Below are 1,797 nucleotides of genomic sequence, written 5' to 3'. Positions count from 1 at the left end.
GAACACGGTGCTCAGTTCGTGGTAGCCGTCGGCGCGCAGCGGCCCGACGCCCAAGTGCAGGTTGATCTTGGCCGGTACACGCGCCATGGCACCGCCGATCATCGCGCAGCTCCCGCTGCGGTTTCCGCGAGCCGGACGAAGTCGTCGACGCGCAGGCGTTCGCCGCGGATCTGCGGATCGATGTCGGCCGCCCGTAACAGTTCCTCGGCGACCGGCGGGCTTCCGGCCCAGCCCGACAGCGCCGAACGCATGGTCTTGCGACGCTGCGCGAAGGCCGCATCGATGACCGCGAACGTGGCGGCGCGATGGTCGGGGTCGGTGCCGAAGGGGTCGCGACGGTCGAGGCGCACCAGCCCGGACTCGATTTTGGGTTCCGGCCAGAAAACGCTGCGGCCAATGGCACCGGCCCGTTTGACGTCGCCGAAGTACCGCGCTTTGACGCTGGGCACCCCGTAGGTGCGGCTGCCTGGTCCGGCGGCCAGCCGGTCGGCGACCTCCGCCTGGACCATCACCAGCGCGGTGCGCAGCGTCGGAAAATTCGCCATCAAGTGCAGCAGCACGGGAACGGCGACGTTGTACGGCAGGTTTGCGACCAACGCGGTGGGTGCGGCGGGTAGGTCACTCGGCAGCACGCGCATCGCGTCACCGGTCACCACGTCGAATGTCTTACCCGGGGCGTATTCGGCGATGGTCTGCGGCAGCCGTCCGGCCAGCGTGCGATCGATCTCGACGGCGACGACTGCGCCAGCCTTCTCCAACAGTGCCAGCGTCAGCGAACCGAGTCCGGGGCCCACTTCCAACACGATGTCGTTGGCGTCGATCCCCGAGGTGGCGACGATGCGGCGCACAGTGTTCGCGTCGTGCACGAAGTTCTGACCGAGCTGTTTGGTCGGCCGTACGTCGAGTTCGGCGGCGAGGCCGCGGATCTCGGCAGGGCCGAGTAGACGCACGCCGGGGTTCTCAGTCACCCGGCCATTGTTCCAGGTGACGGTGGGCCGGGAAAAATCAGCTTAGGCCCAGACGCGAGGTGCATAGCGGCCACGCGCCCCAGCCCTGTCCTGCCTGCACCTTCTTGCCGACGGCGATCTGCTCTTCGCGGGTGGCCAGGTCGGCTCGCGGCGCATACTCGAGTCCACCGAAGGACTCCCAGGTGCCCTGCGTGAACTGAATGCCGCCGTAGAAGCCGTTGCCGGTGTTGATGTTCCAGTTGCCGGTCGACTCGCACAGGGCGATCTGATCCCAGACACCGACGGGCTCGAACGGCGCACCCGGCTTGGTACCGATGCGGACGGTGGCCGGCTTGGACGCCACGAGCACGTTCTCACTGACCTTCTCGCGCTTGGTCACGGCGCCGTTGACGGTGGTCACCTTATAGGTGACATCGGCTTTACCGGGGGTACCCGGCCGCACGACGACCTTGCGGCCGGAAATCAGCGTCGGATCTTTGGTGACGACCTCGGTGGGCTTCACTTTCTCCGAGACGGTGACCTGATCGTCGCGCACGCGGGTCACCGTGATGTTCATATTGGCCTGGACCGGGGTGTCGGCGGCCGGGACCACCGTGTCAGTGGCCGCCAGCGGGACGCCGGCGCGCTCGAAGAGCTCACCCACGGTGCGGGCGGCGATCACGGTGCGCTCAGTCTTGCCTCCGTCGGTGACGACGACGGACTTGGGCAGGGTGACGTCGACGTCACCGCCGGCCACCGGCACCGACTGGTCCATCGAAGTGGACGGCAGCGCGGCCGCCAGGCCCTGCTCGGCGAGGATCTCGCCGACGGAGTTCTTGTGGGTCTTGAC

At 67.7% G+C, this 1,797-nt stretch carries 2 protein-coding genes and 1 pseudogene; all 3 read right to left on the bottom strand.

From position 1 onward, the window contains the following. A pseudogene (locus tag WAW85_RS05140) lies at positions 1-102 on the bottom strand (4-(cytidine 5'-diphospho)-2-C-methyl-D-erythritol kinase); the annotation flags it as partial. Beyond that, entirely contained in the window at positions 99-968 is an 870-nt protein-coding gene (gene rsmA / locus WAW85_RS05135) for a 16S rRNA (adenine(1518)-N(6)/adenine(1519)-N(6))-dimethyltransferase RsmA (RefSeq protein WP_422558567.1), read from the bottom strand. The pseudogene WAW85_RS05140 and the gene rsmA, both read right to left, overlap by 4 nt. Positions 969-1,005: 37 nt before the next feature. After that, the coding region (locus tag WAW85_RS05130; RefSeq protein ID WP_422558566.1) for a transglycosylase family protein at positions 1,006-1,797 on the bottom strand (792 nt) is incomplete at its 5' end.

It is taken from the genome of Gordonia sp. (in: high G+C Gram-positive bacteria) (assembly GCF_049299075.1).
In the GTDB taxonomy this organism is placed as follows: Bacteria; Actinomycetota; Actinomycetes; order Mycobacteriales; family Mycobacteriaceae; genus Gordonia.
Note: the sequence above shows the minus strand (reverse complement) of the source record. Positions and strands in the feature narration are given on the sequence as shown.